The 18,140-nt window shown below is 40.8% G+C and carries 16 protein-coding genes; 13 read left to right on the plus strand and 3 right to left on the minus strand.

From position 1 onward, the window contains the following. The first annotated feature begins 5 nt into the window (after positions 1-5). From egtB to hisS, 13 genes are all read left to right on the plus strand, one after another. A complete protein-coding gene (gene egtB / locus WC743_RS23045) occupies positions 6-1,160 on the plus strand; it encodes an ergothioneine biosynthesis protein EgtB (RefSeq protein ID WP_373015912.1) in 1,155 nt (384 codons plus the stop codon). A gap of 18 nt (positions 1,161-1,178) precedes the next feature. Beyond that, positions 1,179-2,177, plus strand: a complete 999-nt coding sequence (locus WC743_RS23050) for an L-histidine N(alpha)-methyltransferase (protein WP_373015913.1) — start codon at positions 1,179-1,181, stop codon at positions 2,175-2,177. Between the two features lie 560 nt (positions 2,178-2,737). Beyond that, complete coding sequence (locus tag WC743_RS23055; RefSeq protein WP_373015914.1) at positions 2,738-3,679, plus strand: SPFH domain-containing protein; 942 nt, start codon at positions 2,738-2,740, stop codon at positions 3,677-3,679. A 24-nt stretch (positions 3,680-3,703) separates the two neighbouring features. After that, the gene (locus tag WC743_RS23060; protein WP_373015915.1) at positions 3,704-4,261 is read left to right on the plus strand and encodes a DUF922 domain-containing protein; all 558 of its coding nucleotides are present in this window, start codon (positions 3,704-3,706) and stop codon (positions 4,259-4,261) included. A gap of 77 nt (positions 4,262-4,338) precedes the next feature. Next, the gene (locus tag WC743_RS23065) at positions 4,339-5,112 is read left to right on the plus strand and encodes a UDP-2,3-diacylglucosamine diphosphatase (RefSeq protein WP_373015916.1); all 774 of its coding nucleotides are present in this window, start codon (positions 4,339-4,341) and stop codon (positions 5,110-5,112) included. Between the two features lie 200 nt (positions 5,113-5,312). Then, complete coding sequence (gene prfA, locus WC743_RS23070; RefSeq protein ID WP_373015917.1) at positions 5,313-6,386, plus strand: peptide chain release factor 1; 1,074 nt, start codon at positions 5,313-5,315, stop codon at positions 6,384-6,386. Between the two features lie 184 nt (positions 6,387-6,570). Beyond that, the gene (locus tag WC743_RS23075) at positions 6,571-7,482 is read left to right on the plus strand and encodes an FAD:protein FMN transferase (RefSeq protein WP_373015918.1); all 912 of its coding nucleotides are present in this window, start codon (positions 6,571-6,573) and stop codon (positions 7,480-7,482) included. Between the two features lie 147 nt (positions 7,483-7,629). Then, on the plus strand, positions 7,630-7,965 hold the full coding sequence (locus WC743_RS23080; RefSeq protein WP_373015919.1) for a hypothetical protein: 336 nt from the start codon (positions 7,630-7,632) through the stop codon (positions 7,963-7,965). 126 nt (positions 7,966-8,091) lie between these two features. After that, positions 8,092-8,871 carry a hypothetical protein gene (locus tag WC743_RS23085; RefSeq protein ID WP_373015920.1) on the plus strand — a complete coding sequence of 260 codons (780 nt, stop codon included), beginning with the start codon at positions 8,092-8,094 and terminating at the stop codon, positions 8,869-8,871. Positions 8,872-8,878: 7 nt separating this feature from the next. Beyond that, positions 8,879-9,562 (plus strand): response regulator transcription factor, encoded by a 684-nt coding sequence (locus WC743_RS23090; protein WP_373015921.1) that lies wholly within the window; start codon positions 8,879-8,881, stop codon positions 9,560-9,562. A gap of 4 nt (positions 9,563-9,566) precedes the next feature. Further along, a complete protein-coding gene (locus WC743_RS23095; RefSeq protein ID WP_373015922.1) occupies positions 9,567-10,907 on the plus strand; it encodes a sensor histidine kinase in 1,341 nt (446 codons plus the stop codon). Between the two features lie 200 nt (positions 10,908-11,107). Then, positions 11,108-11,788 (plus strand): OmpA family protein, encoded by a 681-nt coding sequence (locus WC743_RS23100; protein ID WP_373015923.1) that lies wholly within the window; start codon positions 11,108-11,110, stop codon positions 11,786-11,788. Between the two features lie 218 nt (positions 11,789-12,006). Next, on the plus strand, positions 12,007-13,380 hold the full coding sequence (hisS, locus tag WC743_RS23105; RefSeq protein ID WP_373015924.1) for a histidine--tRNA ligase: 1,374 nt from the start codon (positions 12,007-12,009) through the stop codon (positions 13,378-13,380). Positions 13,381-13,395: 15 nt separating this feature from the next. Here hisS and WC743_RS23110 read toward each other — a convergent pair whose 3' ends face one another. The 3 genes from WC743_RS23110 to WC743_RS23120 all read right to left on the minus strand — a co-directional run bounded on the left by WC743_RS23110 (position 13,396) and on the right by WC743_RS23120 (position 18,086). After that, positions 13,396-15,249, minus strand: a complete 1,854-nt coding sequence (locus WC743_RS23110; RefSeq protein ID WP_373015925.1) for a PAS domain S-box protein — start codon at positions 15,247-15,249, stop codon at positions 13,396-13,398. Positions 15,250-15,418: 169 nt separating this feature from the next. After that, complete coding sequence (locus WC743_RS23115; protein WP_373015926.1) at positions 15,419-16,618, minus strand: DUF1501 domain-containing protein; 1,200 nt, start codon at positions 16,616-16,618, stop codon at positions 15,419-15,421. A gap of 88 nt (positions 16,619-16,706) precedes the next feature. Further along, positions 16,707-18,086, minus strand: coding sequence for a DUF1800 family protein (locus tag WC743_RS23120; protein WP_373015927.1), 1,380 nt, complete (start codon positions 18,084-18,086; stop codon positions 16,707-16,709). Positions 18,087-18,140: the final 54 nt, after the last annotated feature.

Genomic DNA, 18,140 nt, shown 5'->3' on the forward strand with positions numbered 1-18,140 from the left:
TACCAATGGATATAGCTGATTGTTATAAAAAAGTACGCCGCCGTACCGAAGAGATCTGCAGCCATCTGCAAACAGAAGATTATGTTGTGCAGCCTGTGGTTGATGTTAGTCCGCCTAAATGGCATATTGGGCACGTTACCTGGTTTTTTGAAACCTTTATTCTTAAACCCTACTTCATGGGCTATCAGGAATACAACCCCGATTACAATTACGTATTTAACAGTTACTATGAAACGGTAGGTAACCGCGTTATCCGTACGGATAGGGGCAATTTAAGCAGGCCAACGGTTATTGAAATATACTCGTACCGTAAGTATGTTGATGACGCGATGGAAAATTTTCTGTCATGCAACGAATTGAGCGACGAGGTAAAAGAACTGATGATATTAGGCTTTAACCACGAGGAGCAGCACCAGGAGCTTTTACTAACCGATATCAAATACATATTAGGTAACAACCCGCTCTTCCCCGCCTATTCACATGATTATGTTTCGCCAAAGGCGGATGTGTTGGAAGATGCCGCGTTCATCAAAATAAATGAGGGTGTTTATGAAGTTGGCTTCGCCGGAGAAGGTTTTTGCTTTGACAATGAACTAAACCGCCACAAAGTTTATCTTAACGCTTTTGAGATAAGCCCTAATCTGGTAACCAATGCCGAATATCTGGAGTTTATTAATGATGGCGGCTATCACAATTTTCGCCACTGGCATGCTGCCGGCTGGGATTGGGTAAACACTAATAAAGTGGAAGCCCCTATGTACTGGCATAATATTGATGACGAGTGGTTCAATTACACTTATCACGGTTTACAGCCCATAACCATGCATGACCCGGCAACGCACATTAGCTATTATGAAGCTTATGCTTATGCCTCATGGAAAGGTATGCGCCTGCCCACCGAGTTTGAATGGGAAACCGCTGCAACCCAATTTCAATGGGGGCAACGCTGGGAGTGGACAGAAAGCGCTTACCTGCCCTATCCGGGTTTTGCAAAGGCACCCGGTGCAATTGGTGAGTATAACGGCAAATTTATGGTTGGCCAAAAGGTGCTCCGCGGGGCATCAGAAGTAACGTCGCCAAATCATAGCCGTGTCACTTATCGCAACTTTTTTCAGCCCGAGTTACGCTGGCAATTTACTGGCATACGTCTTGCTAAGTAATATCACAATATAATACCTATGGAGCCCACCACCACAGCAACACAACAAGGATCTTCGGCTAAGTCACAGGTCCTTACCGACAACCAATTTTACACCGACGTTATAGCCGGATTAACCTCCAGCCCCAAGCGTTTAAATTCAAAATATTTTTATGATGCCGTTGGCGATAAGCTCTTTCAGGACCTGATGAACTGCCCTGAATATTATCCCACCGACTGTGAGATGGAAATATTCACCAGTCGCACCGCTGAACTGGGCAAAGCTATAACAGCCGATGGTGACACTTTTGACCTGATAGAATTAGGTGCAGGCGATGCATCCAAATCATCGCACCTGCTAAGTTATTTAATAGATAAAAAAGCCGATTTTACATACCTTCCTATAGATATTTCAGGCAATGTAATATCCTATCTGAACATTACACTCCCGGTTACTTTGCCCGGCATAAAGATCACCGGCCTGCAGGGCGAATATTTTGATATGCTTAAAAAGGCAGCATCTATCTCCAATAACCGCAAAGTTGTCATGTTTCTGGGCTCTAATATTGGCAATATGCCGGTTGCCGAAGCCGAAGTATTTTGCAGGGAGCTCCGTAATAATCTTTCGCCCGGCGATATGGTACTGGTGGGTGTCGATTTGAAAAAGAATCCTAAAACCATACTGGCCGCGTATAATGACCAGGGCGGAATCACCAAAAAATTTAACCTGAATTTATTAGAACGCATTAACCGCGAGCTGCAAGGCAATTTCAATATCGGCCAGTTTGATCATTATGCTACATATGATCCGGAAAGCGGTGCCTGTAAGAGTTATCTGATAAGCCTCGTTGATCAGCAGGTGAAAATTGGGGAGGAAATAATCTCTTTTAAGAAAGATGAATATATCTACATGGAGATCTCTCAAAAGTATACTGTTGAACAAACCAGCAACATAGCCATAGCCGCTGGTTTTAAACCATTGAACCAGGTGTTTGATAGCAAGAACTGGTTTGTTGATGTTATTTGGATGGCGGATTGATCTGGATATTGGGTAGCTCCTACGGAGCAAAATAATTTATTCTTTTTGCTACAAAGCGGTAGCCCCGATGGGGCATTATAAAGCCAATGTCGTATTTATACAAGCTACACCATAGTTGCTACAAAGCGATAACCCCGATGGGGCCATCAATTTCAGGCTATTTAAATTGTATTCGTGTTTTGCTTTATTGGGTAGCTCCTATGGAGCAAAATAATTTATTCCTTGTTTTCTACAAAACAGTAGCCCAGATGGGGCATTATAAAGCCAATGTCGTATTGCTCCAAGTTGTACCGTAGGTACTAACGCTTTGTAGCAAATAGTTAATTCCTCTGCGTGCCGTAGGTACGCCCCCCCTTTGGAGTCTTTATTCCCTTTTACAAGCAACACTCTCATGGGTTATAACACCAACCAATTTGTGTGTGCTGTAGGCACAACAGCTTTGTAGAAATCAATTTTATATTTCCGCGTGCCGTAGGTACGCTTCCCCTCGTTTAGTTTATTAAAATCCTTTGTTGCACCTATTGTAATTAAGCCTATATTTATTCAAAAATACAAGCCTAATGACAGCCTCATCTTTACTCCTTTTCGTATTAGGATTTTTTGCCCTGATCGTTATATTTTCCTCATTTGTAACGGTTAAGCAAGGTACAATTGCCGTAATTACCATATTTGGTAAATACCAACGCATTCTTACACCGGGCCTAAACTTCAAAATTCCGTTAATTGAAAACATCTACTCTAAGATCTCCATCCAAAACCGGTCTGTCGAGCTGGAGTTTCAGGCGGTAACGTTTGACCAGGCCAATGTTTACTTTAAGGCCATGCTGCTATACTCTGTATTAGATCAGTCGGAAGAAGCTATTAAAAATGTGGCCTTTAAGTTTGTTGATGAACGTAACCTGATGCAGGCTTTGATCCGTACGGTTGAAGGTTCTATCCGCGCATTTGTAGCTACCAAACGCCAAAGCGAAGTGCTGATATTACGCCGTGATATTGTGGAACATGTAAAAGAACAGTTAGATACCATATTAGAAGGCTGGGGTTATCACCTGCAGGATCTGCAACTGAACGACATTACTTTCGATGATGTGATCATGAAATCAATGAGCCAGGTGGTGGCATCAAATAACCTTAAAGCCGCTGCCGAAAACGAAGGCCAGGCATTATTGATCACCAAAACAAAAGCTGCCGAAGCTGATGGTAACGCTATAAAAATATCTGCCGAAGCCGAGCGCCAGGCGGCACAGTTACGCGGGCAGGGTATCGCATTGTTCCGCGAGGAAGTGGCCAAGGGTATGACAATGGCTGCAAAAGAAATGCAGGGAGCTAAAATGGATACCTCTGTTATACTATTCACCATGTGGACAGAGTCTATCAAACACTTTGCAGAAAACTCAAAAGGCAACGTAATTTTCCTGGATGGCTCAACCGAGGGTATGCAGCGTACCATGAAAGAAATGATGAGCTTAAACCTTTTACATGTAGACCAAGTCAAAAAGTAAAATATTTACTTTACACCTGGTTTCATGATGTTAAAATTTTTAAGGGCCGCATGTGCGTGCACTTTGCTGCTTATTGCCGCATGTACCGTATCTGCGCAACCATTCAGGCGGTTAACTGTTGATGATTTCAGGAGCGCGCCTTTGGCAAACAGCCGTGGTGTGGTAGCCTATACCAATTGCAGCATCAACTTTAGCTACCAGGTATCGGTAAGCAATAATGTTTACCGCTTAAATTTTAATGTAAACCTTACCATTAACCATGACCGTTCATGGATTGACCGCTCACGGATTACATCAAGAGAATTATTGGCAGAAATATTAAAGCACGAGCAAGGCCATTATAACATTGCCTATCTGGAACAGCAGGAAGTAATAAGGACCGCCACCCGCACCCGTTTTACATCAAACTATAGGCAAGAGGCAATGAATATTTTTAACCGTATCGATGCCAAATACAAGCAATTGAACATTGATTATGATGAGGATACCCAGCATATGCAAAACCGCCAGCAGCAGCACAGCTGGGATGTTTATTTTAATAAAAGATTAGAATTTATGCCGCCAGAAAACGCAAATTTGTAGTTACATTTATCTTCAACACCTGCCAGTTAAAATCATACTTGCACATCTAAACATTATTACTGTAATTTTGAGCCATTATGCCCGCTCGTAATAAACTTTACTTTGCCTCAGATTTTCATTTGGGCGCCATAAGCTATGCTTCCTCGCGTGAGCGCGAAGACCGTATTGTACGTTGGCTGGACCTGATAAAGGATGATGCGGCCGAACTTTTTCTGATGGGCGATGTTTTTGATTTTTGGTTTGAATATTATACCGTTGTCCCCAAAGGTTATATCCGTTTTTTAGGCAAACTGGCACAACTGGCAGATGCCGGCACAAAGCTTTACTTTTTTAAAGGCAACCATGATATGTGGATGTTTGATTATTTTAAGAACGAGCTTAATGCCACTATTATAACCAATGAACTGGAAATTGAGCGCAGCGGCAAAAAGTTTTATCTGCACCACGGCGACGGACTGGGGCCTGGTGACACGGCTTATAAACTACTAAAAAAAATATTCCGCAGTTCAATATGCCAATGGCTTTTTGCCCGGATCCATCCTAATTTAGGTATAGGTATAGCCAATTACTGGTCAAGGCAAAGCCGTCTTGAAGGCGGCCGCACAGAACATTTAAGGGCCCATCAGCACGAGTGGCTGGTTAAATATTCAAACGAATTATTAAAAACCAGACATTACGATTACCTGATATTTGGGCACAGGCATTTGCCGCTTGATATTAAACTATCAGGCAATAGCCGCTATATAAATTTGGGCGAATGGGTAAACTATAACACCTACGCTGTTTTTGATGGCCAAAACCTGGATCTTAAGTACTTTGAAAAGGTACAGGAACCTGTTGCCGCCCTATAAATCTCTTTACAATTCGCTGTATTATTATATCCCTTAAATTGCGTATTTTTGCATGTTTTTATAAGTTCTTAAGTTCCGCGAAAACTAAACCTAATTGAATGAAAAACTTCTGTTTAGGTTGCAAACGGCACAAAGCTTGTAATACAAAGCGGAGATATAGTAACCTATTGAACCACTGTTATTGATTTTCAAAAAAGAAGATGTTAGAAAAATTAGAATTAATATTTCAACGCTGGAAAACCGTAGAAGGCGAACTAAGCAGCCCTGATGCCATGGCTGATATGAAGCGTTTTGCCCAGCTAAATAAAGAATATAAAGACCTTGCCAAAATTGTTGACCAGTATAATGTATACCGCAACATAATGAGCAATATTGATACCAATAAGGAAATTTTAGCCACCGAAAAAGATGATGAGTTTCGCGAGATGGCAAAAATGGAACTTGACGAACTGCTTGTAAAACAAGATGAAATAGAAGAGGTTATCCGCCTGATGCTTATACCAAAAGATCCGGAAGATTCTAAAAACGCCATTATTGAAATACGCGGCGGTACCGGCGGAGACGAAGCGGCATTATTTGCAGGCGATATGTACCGCATGTACATGCGCTATTGCGAAAAACGCGGTTGGAAAACTGAATTGGTAGACTATACCGAAGGTACATCCGGTGGTTATAAAGAAATTGTTTTTAACGTAATGGCCGAAGATGCTTATGGCAACTTCAAATATGAATCTGGCGTACACCGGGTACAGCGCGTACCTGATACCGAGACACAGGGCCGTGTGCATACATCAGCTGCATCGGTAGTAGTGTTGCCGGAGGTTGATGAGTTTGATATTGATCTGCAGGTAAGTGATATCCGTAAGGATCTGTTCTGTGCATCAGGTCCGGGCGGTCAGTCGGTAAATACAACCTATTCTGCCGTGCGTTTAACACACATCCCTACCGGTATTGTGGCACAATGCCAGGATCAAAAATCACAGCTAAAGAACTATGATAAGGCTTTAGGTGTATTACGTTCACGTGTTTACGAAATGGAGCTGCAAAAGCACCTGGAAGAAACATCTAAAAAACGTAAAACCATGGTTGCTACCGGCGATAGATCAGCCAAAGTGCGTACCTATAACTATCCGCAGGGGCGCTTAACCGAGCACCGCATTGGCTTAACCATTTATAATTTAACCGGTGTTATGAACGGCGATCTTCAGGAAATTATGGAAGCCCTGCAATTTGCAGAAAATGCCGAAAGATTAAAAGAAGGCACCGCGGCTTAATATTTAAATATATTATATAATTAATGCAAAAGGCACCCATTGGGTGCCTTTTGCATTAATAGAAATTGCCTTTTCATGTTAATTTCATATTACCCGGCTATTTTTGGTTTTGTATAGTTACACTCTCATACTATTATGCGTATAGTGTGTACTATTTATTTTTAACTGTATAAATTCTACATCTATGCTGGCAGTAAAGAAGTTAACAGGGAGCCCAACCATATTAGGGCGCGAAATACGTTTAATGGGAAACAGGTTCGAGATCAGCTTGGTTGCAAATGATCTTGCATGGGCAGATGAGCGCATTGACAGCGCCATTAATGAAATTAACCGGGTTGAAAAACTACTAAGCACCCTTACCGAAGACAGCAAGATCAACGAGATTAACCGCAATGCTGGTATTAAACCGGTTTATGTTGATGCCGAAATTTACCGTCTGATAGACCGGTCTATTCAAATATCTGAGCTTACTCACGGCACATTTGACATTAGCTATTGCGCTGCGCCTGTACAGGGTAAAACATCAAAAAATAAAGCAAATTTTACTGATTATAAAAACATTGTATTAGATGCAGCGGCACAAACCGTGTTTCTAAAAAGTAAAGACATGCGCATAGGTTTTAGCGCTATAAGCCGTGGTTACGCAGCAGACAGGGCTAAATATATTTTACAAATGCAGGATGTTAGCAGCGGCGTTATCAATGCCGGCGGCGACTTGCTAAGCTGGGGCCTGCAACCCGATAACACCCCCTGGACCATCGCGACAGCAGACCCACAGCAGGCCGGGCAGCCATATGCCAACATGAATATTAGCAACATGGCAGTAGCCACTTCTGTAAATGCCGGGCATATAGCTATAGATAGTAAAAACACACGTAATATTGATCCTGCAAGCGGTTTCCATGTTAGCGAAATAAAGAGTGTAAGTATTATTACACCCGGTGCAGAACTGGCTGATGCTATGGCAACCCCTATTATTGAAATGGGTATAAATGCCGGTTTATATTTAATAAATAAGTTAAACCAAATGGCATGCATCATCATTGATGATCATTCGCGCGTATACACATCAAAAGATATTAATCTCGTAGCCTAAGGCTTATAACTTATTGTATTTTTTTTTATTTTAACTTAGTTTCACTAAAATTTGGTGCACATTTACTTTGTATTAATTATTGATAATATAGCCTGCAAGTTGCCTGATATTTGCATAAATAATTAAGCATATTCTTTTCTCCTCTCAATGATAAAGTGGTTTTTGTATATTGTACTCTTAATGATATCCGTACCACGCTTGTCATTCGCTAACAATACTGTTCTTCGCAATCTTTTTAGTGATAGTAATATATCTCTGAATGCCAATTATGCGTTACAACGTGATACCGCTGTAACAAAAAACGCCAAACAGCGCCAGACCGAAGAAGACAAAAAGAAAATTAAGGAGATAGCCAAGGCTAAAAAATTGCCAAAGCCTGAAAAAGTTGAGGACGGGGGACCTAAAAAAATTAAACCTAAAAGGCAGCGCCGCCCTGATGGTTTAGAAAGGCCGCCGGAAATACCAAGAAGAAACAACAATTAAAATGATTAAAAAAGATATTAGTTATCAATGAGATACTTTGGTGTACTGCTTTTTATAATACTTTGCAACGTACTCAACGCGGCCCCGTTTAAACCTGGATCAATTGCGTACAGAAATAGTTATGCAGTGGCGGACACAGATACTATTGTCAAAAAAAATTCGGCATCGGCAGGTATAAGCTATGGCAGCGATGCGCTCTTCTTTGGCCGCACCGGCCCTATTAAGTATCCTTTTATGGCTGCCGATATGATCTTGAATTATAAATCGGGCTTTTTTGTATATGGCTCCGCTTTAAAGGTTTTAGGTTACAAGCCGGTGGTTGATGAGGTTGATGTTGGCGGTGGTTATTTTTACCGCTTATCTAAAAAATTCACAGGTACTATCAGCTATACCAGGTTCATTTTCAACAAGGAATCAGAGATCATCAAATCGGCATCATCAAACGATATTAACTTTAAAAACTCTTATGATTGGAAGTATCTTAAAACAAGTGTAATAGCCGATTACCTGTTTGGTAAATCATATGACTTTTTTACAACCATAAGCAATTCAAAATACTTTGAGAGTAATTTTAGCGTTTTTGATGACCAGGACTTTCTATCTATCAACCCAACATTTAATATAATACTTGGCACACAAAATTTTGTTCAACGATATTCAATAGATCATCAATACCAACTGGAAGCCGATAATATTTACATCCGCAATGAAAATGGGAAGCGTGCCCGTGCAAATGCCAGGTTTAATGTACTCAACTATAGCTTTAAATTACCATTAGCCTATAACCGGCCGCATTATACGTTAGAGGCATCGTGGAGATATTCCATGCCGGTAAATGTGGAGGGGACTTTAAAAAATCACCGGGAATCTTTCTTTAATTTTACCTTTTATTACGTTTTTTATTAACGCCTGAATGAATGTTTTAATTATAGAGGACGAAAAAGCCCTTGCTTATGAGATAGAGTTGTTTTTATCGAAAAATAATTTCATTTGCGAGGTGTGCTTTAATGGCAAATCAGCATCAGAAAAAATAGCCGTAAATCTTTATGATTTTATCCTGCTTGATCTTGGCTTGCCGGATTATGAAGGCCTTGATTTGCTGAAAGAGGCAAAAAAGAGTAACCCCGAAGCCGCATGCATTATTCTTACTGCCCGTGCAGAAGTTAACGACCGTGTTAAGGGATTAGACCTGGGCGCTGATGATTACCTGCCAAAGCCATTTTCTCTTTTGGAGCTGCAAAGTCGTATGCAGGCCATTACACGCAGAAAGTTTGGCATTGTTAATCATATTATTGAACTGGATGATTTTTTGGTAAACCTTACAGACCGCAACATAGTATACCAGGATACACCTGTTAACACTATCACTAAAAAGGAATTCGACCTGATAGCTTATTTGCTTTTAAATAAGAACCGTACCCTTACCCGCGGGCAATTGAGCGAACACATTTGGGGCAGTATTATTAATGATGATTATGACTCGAACTTTATTGATGCGCATATCAAGAACATTCGCAAAAAATTAAGTGTATTTGCCCCGGCAGACTGGCTGGAAACGGTACGCGGGCTAGGCTACCGGATAAAAACAAACGTTTAAGTATTTGAAACTTAAAACCAAACTTACGCTGTTTAATGCCATATCAAAATTGGTTATTGTAACCCTTTTTGTGTTGCTGCTGCCGTCTATAATTGAAAACATTAATAAAAACTATACCGATGGCCGCTTACTAAAGCAAAAGAACAAGCTTTTACAAATTGTTAAAGAACGCGGCATTAAAACTTATATCGAGGGAGGAGAAAGCTACGGTAGTTACCTTCCCCTTAAAGAAGAGTATATAAGCCTGGACACGGTTGAGGACGGCTACTTTTTAGATACTATACAAGATGAACAGCGCGCGGTTGAACGCGACACAATAGATTACCGTATTTTGAGCCATACTTTTGAGGTAGGCGGCAAAACATATTTATTGGAGATAGGTAAAAGTGTTGAAACTATAGGCGAAACCAGCGGGCCGCTACAAAACATAGCCCTTGAAATATTGCTGGGCATGGTGCTGCTCACCATTTTGGCCGATGTGCTATATGCCAATTACATTTTAAAACCGCTTAGCCTTATTATTAAAACCAAATTAATAGGCAATAAGTTCCCCAGCTTTACATTGTATAAGGAGGTTAAAACCAGCACTTCCGATTTTCAGCACCTGGATATTAGTATCCACCAAATGATAGAAGCTATTGAACAGGCTTTTCAAAAAGAGCGGGAGTTTATATCAAACGCGTCTCATGAGTTAATGACCCCTATATCTATCCTGCAATCAAAAATTGAGAACATGTTTGAGCAGGAAGATATTGCCGATGAATTAAAAGTGCGCATGCTGGAAATGCAAAAGATCCTGAACCGCTTAAAAAGCATCACTAAAACCTTGCTGCTGATATCACAGATAGAAAACGATCAATTTTTAAAAGAAGACAAAATATCTGTTAATACCCTATTGCAGGATGTATATGAGGAGATCTCCATCCGCCTGCAGGAGCGTAACATCAGCCTCGAAATATTAATAGCGGATGATGTAGAATTAATTAATGTAAATAAGTTTCTGCTTTTTAACCTGCTGTTTAACCTGGTAAATAATGCCATAAAATACAACCGCCAAAACGGTACAATAACAGTAACCGGCAAGTTAGAGAAGTATGGCTATAGCATTAATATAGCCGATACCGGCATTGGCATTGATGCCGAACAACTTCCTTATATCTTCGATAGGTTTAAAAAGATCCGTCAATCATTATTGCAGGATAGCTTTGGGCTCGGCCTGCCAATAGTAAAGTCTATAGCTGCATTTCATGATATTACCGTAACAGTAATTTCAGAAAAAGGCACAGGCAGTACCTTTACTTTACACATACCACACAAGCTAATTCAACCTGCCCGCCCTGTTTAATTGTACTAAATAGCAGGCAATCACAAAATACATGAAATTTATACGCATATTTTTAATGCGTTCATTTTCCTAAACATTAAAAAAATGTTGTTACAGTAGTATTATTTTTGCCAAATATCATTTATATATTAATAATATCTAATATTGAGTTTTGGCATTTACTTTGCAAATACATTATTATATACACACTATTTAAAAACATGAAAACTTTAAAAATAAGGATAGCTACGTTAAGTATCGCCATAGCATCAATAGGCATTTTGGGCGCAGGCTGTAATTCATTGACCAAAACGCAAAAAGGCGCTGCAATTGGCGCTGGTGCCGGTGGTACCATTGGTGCTATCATTGGTAAATCTGCCGGTAACACTGCATTAGGGGCAATTATTGGTGGTGCCGTTGGAGGTACTGCCGGTGCTTTTATTGGCCGTAATATGGATAGGCAGGCCGCCGAAATTAAATCTACCGTACCGGGTGCAACCGTAATTCGCGAAGGCGAAGGTATATTGGTTAAGTTTGATTCAGGTATATTATTTGATACTGATAAATCTGACTTAAAAGCTGCTGCACGTACTAACCTGCAAAATCTTTCAAAATCACTGGTAAACAACCCACAAACAAACATCCTGATTGTTGGCCATACTGATGATACCGGGTCTGATTCACACAACATGGATCTTTCTATAAGAAGGGCCGAATCTGTAAAGTCATACATAGCTGCAGGGAATGTGGCAAATTCACGATTGACAACTTCAGGAAAAGGCGAAACTGAACCTATTGCTGCTAACACTACTGTAGATGGCCGTTCACAAAACCGCCGTGTAGAGATAGTGATTGTTGCTAATGACCAGATGAAGAATCAGGCAAAAAACGCCGCCAATTAATAATTTAATAATAGATAGATAATAGTTTCATAAAGGCCTATGCTTTGCAGCATAGGCTTTTTTTTAGCCTCACTTAAATCCTCTCCAAAGGAGAGGACTTTTTAAATTTTACTCCCTCTCCTTTGGAGAGGGTTGGAGTGAGGCTTTAACAAGCGAAACAACGACTGGCAATAAAGTGGCGCTCTTAGCTTCTAATCTGTTTTTTGTACCTTTGCCGCATGGCATCCATCAAACCATCTGTACCTAAGGGCACCCGCGATTTCTCTCCTGCCGAAATGGCTAAACGTAATTTTATTTTTGATACCATTAAAGGTGTATTCAGGAAATACGGTTATCAGCAAATTGAGACCCCATCAATGGAGAACCTGAGCACCCTTACCGGTAAATATGGCGATGAAGGCGATAAGCTGATTTTTAAGATCTTGAACAGTGGCGATTTTTTAGCTAAAGCTGATGCTAACGCTCTTGTAAACCGCAACTCACAGCAAGCAACAAGTTCTATCTCCGAAAAAGCCCTCCGTTACGATCTTACAGTTCCCTTTGCGCGTTACGTTGTACAGCACCAAAACGAGATAACTTTTCCTTTCAAGCGTTTCCAGGTGCAGCCGGTTTGGCGTGCAGACAGGCCGCAGAAAGGTCGCTATCGTGAGTTTTACCAGTGCGATGCCGATGTGGTTGGTTCAGCTTCTTTGTTAAACGAAGCCGAATTTATAATGATATATGACGAAGCCTTAAGCCTTTTAGGTCTTAAAGATTTCACCATTAAAATAAACAATAGAAAAATACTATCGGGCATTGCCCAGATAATAGATAAAAGCGATAACATAATTGACCTGACCGTCGCCATAGATAAACTTGATAAGATTGGCATGGATGGCGTTATTAAAGAGCTGATGGAGAAGGGTTTTACCGAAGCCGACATCAATAAATTGCAGCCCGTTATTTTATTGGAAGGCAGCAACGATGAAAAGCTGGCCAGCCTGCGCCATGCGCTAAAAGATTCAGAAGTTGGCCTGCAGGGATGCGATGAGATCCAAACGGTGTTCAACTACATTGCAAACTGCAAGCTGAGAACTGCAAACCTGGAGCTCGACATTACCTTAGCCCGTGGCTTAAACTACTATACAGGCGCTATCTTCGAAGTAAAAACCAATGAAGTTGCCATGGGCAGTATAGGTGGCGGCGGCCGGTATGACGACCTTACCGGTATGTTTGGCTTAAAAGGATTAACCGGTGCCGGGATCTCTTTTGGTGCCGACCGGATCTATGATGTAATGGAAGAACTAAACCTTTTCCCGGCATCTGCAGAGCAAAGCACACAGGTACTAATTTGCTGCTTTGAGGCCGAGGGCGAAACTTACGCCCTGCCGCTATTACAAAAATTGCGTAATCAAAATATTAACTCGGAACTGTATCCGGCAGGAGCTAAGATCAAAAAGCAGATGGAGTACGCCAATAACAAACAGATCCCGTACACTATTCTTATTGGCAGCGACGAGATGCAAAGCGGCCTGCTAACTTTCAAGAACATGGAAAGCGGAGAGCAGGAGAAATTAAGCGTGGAAGATATTTTAGGAAGAATAACTAAATAGTTTATTAAGCGGGCACTAATTAAGGAATACCGTAAAGGTTGACCCCTTACCGGCCTCGCTTGTTACCGCTATACTACCGCCGAACGATTCAACCTGGTTTTTAGTGATAAAAAGCCCCATACCTTTAGCATCCCGGTTACCGTGGAAGGTTTTATACATGCCAAATAACTGGTCGCCGTGTTTATTAAGGTCAATACCAATTCCGTTATCAGCAATAATAAACCCATGCTTGCCGCCCGGCGTGTTAAAATAGCTGACAACTATCTTAGGTTTATTTGTTAATGACCGGTATTTAATAGCATTACTTAATAAGTTAAAAATAATACTCTCCATATAAGCAGGGTTGTAAACCAGTGTACAATCAACAGGCACCCGGTTATCTATCTCAACCTCCCATCTGCTAATATCGTTTTGCAACAATTCTACAGCTTTGCTAAAATAGCTGTGCAGGTTAATTTCGCGGGTGTGAATATCAATATTCGTTTGGATAGAAACCACTTCATTCAAATTAGCTATGGTTTCATTTAACTGCTCTGATACTTTTTTAAGATGCCCTGATAGCTCATCTTTCTCTGACTGATCTGTTACCGGATCAGTAAGAATATCCATGATCATCTTAAAATTACTGGAATGGGTGCGCAGGTTGTGTGATATAATATAAGCGAAGTTAAGCAGGCGGCTGTTTTGCCCGCTTACCATATCCAGTGTATGCCTTAGTTGTTCTTCCTGCTGTTTTTGTTCAGTTATATCAGTATGCGTACCAATTATGCGGGCAGGCCTACCATTTTCATTATACTCTATAACTTTTCCCCGGTCTAAGATCCATTTATAGGTACCATCTTTACATAATACGCGATGCTGATTTGTATATATTTTTGTTTCCCCGTTAATATAAGCGCTTACATCAGTTAGGTACTTTTGTTTATCATCAGGGTGTACCCGTTTAGTCCACACACCGGGGATATTATTAAACTCATGAGGCTCAAACCCTATCATGCGTATACATTGCTCCGAATGAAATACGGTATTGTTTTGCAAATCCCAATCCCAAATACCACCACCTGACCCTTCCGATGCGAAGATCCACCTCCGTTCACTTTCCCTAAGTGCAACCTCTTCGTTTCTCCGTTCTGTAATGTCCTTGATCTGAGATACAAAGTATAGCGGCTCGTTACTTTGGTTGCGCACCAGTGATACATGCAGCAATATCCAAATTATGCTACCGCTTTTTGTGAAATATCTTTTCTCCATTTGATAGGAGCTTATTTCATCATCCAAGGTTTTCTGTAACAGGCTCATATCTGCTTCCAGATCATCAGGGTGCGTTATCTCCTGGAATGTTTTTTCAAGAAGACCTGTTGCTGTATAGCCCAGCAGGTCGCATATGCTTTTGTTTACTTTTAAAAACTTCCCATCTGTTGATACCAGCACCATACCAATTGGAGAGTATTCAAAAGCATTTCTAAAGGTTGCTTCGCTAATTTTAAGGGTTTGTTCCGTTTTCTTTTTTCCGGTGATATCAATATGGCAGCCCACCATCCTTAGGGGCTTATCATTATCCCACTCAATTACCCTTCCGGTAGCGTTGATCCAGATTATAGCATTGCTTTTATGCTTATACCGTATATCTATATTGAATATCTTATTACCGCCACTTTCAAAATGCGCGGCCAGGCATTTATCAACCTTGTCCATATCCTCAACAACTATCAGCCTTTTCCAGGTTTCAATAGTGTTGGGCAATTCATCATCCTCGTAACCAAATATTGCTTTAAATGCCGGACTTAAAAAAATCTCGTTTTCTTTGATATGCCAATCCCAATAACCAGCAAGCGTTTCTTCAAGAATAATTTTATAAATATCCTTCATTTATAATAGGGGAATAACAGTATCAGCTTTTACGTAAAATAATAAAATTTGTTTATAAAGCACCACAAGGTTCCTTATTAATTATTAACCGGCTAAATAAACTTTTAAACAAAAAGCACTACCAGTTTTCTGATAGTGCTTTGGTATATTTTAACCCGGTCAAAAAAGTTTACACAAAATCCAGCCCTGCAAAATTTTTGTTAAGCACCAGGCTGTTATTTACGTTGAGCCATTTATCAAGCAGGGTAGCATAAACATCTCTAAAGTCTATCTCGTATTTTAAATCGCCGTTATCTAAAGTTGCAAGGTTTGGCGCGCTGTTATATATCCCGGCTTTCTTTAGCTTTCCGCCAAAAAGCATAACGTTATTGGCTGTACCATGATCTGTACCGTTGCTGGCGTTTTGTTCAACACGGCGGCCAAATTCAGAGAAGGTCATCACCAAAGTATCATCAAGCTTATTGGCCTGTTTCAGGTCCTTTACAAAGGCGGCTACCGCATCGCCATAAATTTTTAACTGACGGCCCTGCTGGTTTTGCTGGGTGGTGTGCGTATCAAACCCGCTGAGCGATACATAGTACACCCTTGTTTTTAAACCTGAGTTAATAAACTTGGCAACACTCTTAAGCTGCCCGGCAAAAGGGGTGTTAGGGTATTGGGCAGGGGTTTTATATGTTTTTGAGGTTTGCTGTATATAATTAGCAGACGAATACGTCTCTATCATGGTTTTATACAGGTAGCCTAAATTATCCTCGTTTAAATTAGCATTATCATGTTCGTGTACCAATTCCTTAAAGAAAGGCTCGCGCGTGGCCTGGTATAATTTTGCCGGGTTTTGTACCGCAATACCCTTCATTTTTGCCCCTTTCATGGCAAGCGACAAGGTATCATCAACCTCTACGGCGGTGTATGGGTCTTTGTTTATGGTACAGTTACTGTCAAGGTATCGGCCTATCCAGCCGGTGGTTAAAAACTGGTTAGAGTCGCTCCCTGTTTGCCAGATATCCATCGATCTGAAATGCGACCTATCCGGGTTAGGATAACCAACTGAATTGATCACACCCATCCACCCCTGGTCATAAATTTCTTTTAGTGCCGATAAATTAGGGTTTAAGCCCTGCATATCGTTCAGCTTAATTATTTCGGGCTGCTTAATAGCAATGGTATTGCGTTTTTGGTAGTAAATGTCGTTGCCATAAGGCACAATGGTATTTAAGCCGTCGTTACCGCCGGAGAGTTGTATGATCACCAGATTTTTATACCCCGTAAGCTGCCCGGCTGCCAAAGCTTCAAATGGCTTTAAAAAAGCAGGTATTAAAAACGCGCCCGATGCCAGTGTTGTACTTTTTAAAAAATCTCTTCTTTTCATCTTCAATTATTGAATTAATGAATTAGTGATTTAGTGAATGCTTTCATAGCTTTTAAACGTTATCCGGCCATTCAACAAATCTTAATTATCAGCAAAGCTGATATTCGGGCGTCGAAACCAGTTCAACCACCATTGCTTTTATATCTGTAGACCGGTTTACTATCGCCATTAATTTGCTGTTTAAAGCAGGCGATAATATAACCTGTGCTATTGTTGCCTTTGAAGTATGCGCGGGGATGTCCGCTAAAAATTTGTTCCAGTCTGGCTGGGTTTGTACCTGGGTATTAACCGCTTTCCTCCTGTTTTGGGTGGTTGCCAAAAAAGCCTCATCTTCCGGGTCGGTTTTACCGCTAAAATCAATCACCCCGTCATTTAATACGGTAGATGGGATCTTTATCCTGTACATTAATGATGAGCTGTCTATCCAGTTCTTTCCTCCCGGCCAGCCGGCAACGTTAGGCGGATAAAACAGCACTTGCCCCAGTGTGCGTTCAAACTGCAGCATCACATCGGGGTTTTTATACTCCACATAAAATTGCCTGTTCATGCCAACAATAAATTCTACAGGGGCCTTTATCATAGTCCCAATGTTTTTATCGGCATAAAACCAATCGGCTGTAAATACGTAGTTAAGCAGCGGCTTCAACTCATATTTGTTATTATAGAAAACATCGGCCATGGTGTTTACATGTGTGGCGTCCGGTATTTCATTCACCAGGTACTTATACAGTTTATTACAAATAAAACGGGCGGTTTCCTTTTTGGCCAAAAGCATATTAATAATATCCTCGCCACCAAAATTACCGGTATTACCTAAAAATGTTTTTTGTCCTGCATCATGCAAATTTGGCCGTGCCGTAAAATAACCTTCCTTATTAAAGCTCCAACCAGTAAAAGCACGTGCCGATTCTTTAACATCCTGCTCGGTATAGTTACCACGGCCAATGGTAAAAAGCTCCATCAGCTCGCGGGCGAAATTCTCATTAGGATGGTTTTTTTGATTTTGCTGATTGTTTAAAAACTGCAGCATAGCCGGCGCTTTTGAAACCGCCAGCAGCATGGTACGAAAATTACCTAAAGCATTTTCGCGATGTATATTATTTAATTGCTGCGCATACCAGGCATTTTGCGTACGGCAGGCAAAATGATTATGCCAAAAAAGGGTCATCTTCTCGCGCAGCTGGGCATCAATAGTGCTCATTTGGTTTACCCAATAAACATTCAGGCCTTTTTCTTGCTGGCGCTGCTCCTGCAAAAACATCTTGCGGGTTGTTGTGTCTTTATTCAGAAATTCTTTATAGGTAATGTTGCCTGCAATAATATCAAGCGGTTTTACTTCTTCTGATGATTTGAATAACTGATCGACAGCTTGTTTTACAGTGGAATGTTCGGCCATTCGCAAGTCCTGAAACCGCAAGCCAAATCCTGCCCTTGAATATAAATGCCTGATTTTTTTGGTATTATCCATTGTGCCTTTGACTGTGCTATATCCTATTGGTTTAATGTCTTTTTCACATTCTAA

Origin of the sequence: Mucilaginibacter sp., assembly GCF_041660805.1 — a bacterium.
Classification (GTDB): Bacteria; Bacteroidota; Bacteroidia; order Sphingobacteriales; family Sphingobacteriaceae; genus Mucilaginibacter.

Coding starts and splice junctions, on each gene's coding strand:
- WC743_RS23120 (WP_373015927.1), bottom strand. CDS start 18,086: ATGGATAATACCAAAAAAATCAGGCATTTATATTCAAGGGCAGGATTT.
- WC743_RS23050 (WP_373015913.1), top strand. CDS start 1,179: ATGGAGCCCACCACCACAGCAACACAACAAGGATCTTCGGCTAAGTCA.
- WC743_RS23110 (WP_373015925.1), bottom strand. CDS start 15,249: ATGAAGGATATTTATAAAATTATTCTTGAAGAAACGCTTGCTGGTTAT.
- WC743_RS23060 (WP_373015915.1), top strand. CDS start 3,704: ATGATGTTAAAATTTTTAAGGGCCGCATGTGCGTGCACTTTGCTGCTT.
- prfA (WP_373015917.1), top strand. CDS start 5,313: ATGTTAGAAAAATTAGAATTAATATTTCAACGCTGGAAAACCGTAGAA.
- WC743_RS23100 (WP_373015923.1), top strand. CDS start 11,108: ATGAAAACTTTAAAAATAAGGATAGCTACGTTAAGTATCGCCATAGCA.
- hisS (WP_373015924.1), top strand. CDS start 12,007: ATGGCATCCATCAAACCATCTGTACCTAAGGGCACCCGCGATTTCTCT.
- WC743_RS23055 (WP_373015914.1), top strand. CDS start 2,738: ATGACAGCCTCATCTTTACTCCTTTTCGTATTAGGATTTTTTGCCCTG.
- WC743_RS23090 (WP_373015921.1), top strand. CDS start 8,879: ATGAATGTTTTAATTATAGAGGACGAAAAAGCCCTTGCTTATGAGATA.
- egtB (WP_373015912.1), top strand. CDS start 6: ATGGATATAGCTGATTGTTATAAAAAAGTACGCCGCCGTACCGAAGAG.
- WC743_RS23080 (WP_373015919.1), top strand. CDS start 7,630: ATGATAAAGTGGTTTTTGTATATTGTACTCTTAATGATATCCGTACCA.
- WC743_RS23065 (WP_373015916.1), top strand. CDS start 4,339: ATGCCCGCTCGTAATAAACTTTACTTTGCCTCAGATTTTCATTTGGGC.
- WC743_RS23075 (WP_373015918.1), top strand. CDS start 6,571: ATGCTGGCAGTAAAGAAGTTAACAGGGAGCCCAACCATATTAGGGCGC.
- WC743_RS23115 (WP_373015926.1), bottom strand. CDS start 16,618: ATGAAAAGAAGAGATTTTTTAAAAAGTACAACACTGGCATCGGGCGCG.